Source organism: Rhodopseudomonas sp. WA056 (assembly GCF_010906995.1).
Lineage (GTDB): Bacteria > Pseudomonadota > Alphaproteobacteria > Rhizobiales > Xanthobacteraceae > Rhodopseudomonas > Rhodopseudomonas palustris_G.
In genome coordinates this window covers 1-451 of the sequence record NZ_QPFS01000270.1, presented here as the reverse complement: position 1 = coordinate 451, position 451 = coordinate 1, and the positions used below count along the sequence as shown (strand labels likewise).

Genomic DNA, 451 nt, shown 5'->3' with positions numbered 1-451 from the left:
GATCTGGACGATGCCGCGGCGGATCGCGCGGGTGCGGGTGAAGTGCTCGAACAGCGCGTCGCCGTCGCCGCGGCGGATGGCGCGGGTCAGCTTCGACAGATCTTCCTGGAATTCGCCGAGCATCTCCAGCACCGCGTCCTTGTTGGTCAGGAACACGTCGCGCCACATCGTCGGATCGGACGCGGCGATGCGGGTGAAGTCGCGGAAGCCGCCGGCGGAGAACTTCAAGACTTCCGACTGCGTGACGCCTTCGAGTTCTTCCGCGGTCGACACGATGGTGTAGGCGATCAGATGCGGCAGATGGCTGGTCACCGCGAGCACCAGGTCGTGGTGCTCGGGCGTCATGATCTCGACATTGGCGCCGAGGGCGCGCCAGAACGCGGCGAGCTTCTCGGTCGCCTCGGCATTGGTGCCCTCGGGCGGCGTCAGAATGCAACAGCGATTGATGAAC

1 protein-coding gene is annotated in these 451 nt (G+C 65.6%); it reads right to left on the bottom strand.

What is annotated here, in order from left to right:
• A partial coding sequence (locus DU475_RS23975; protein WP_164633535.1) for a prephenate dehydrogenase dimerization domain-containing protein occupies positions 1-451 on the bottom strand: 451 nt, incomplete at both ends.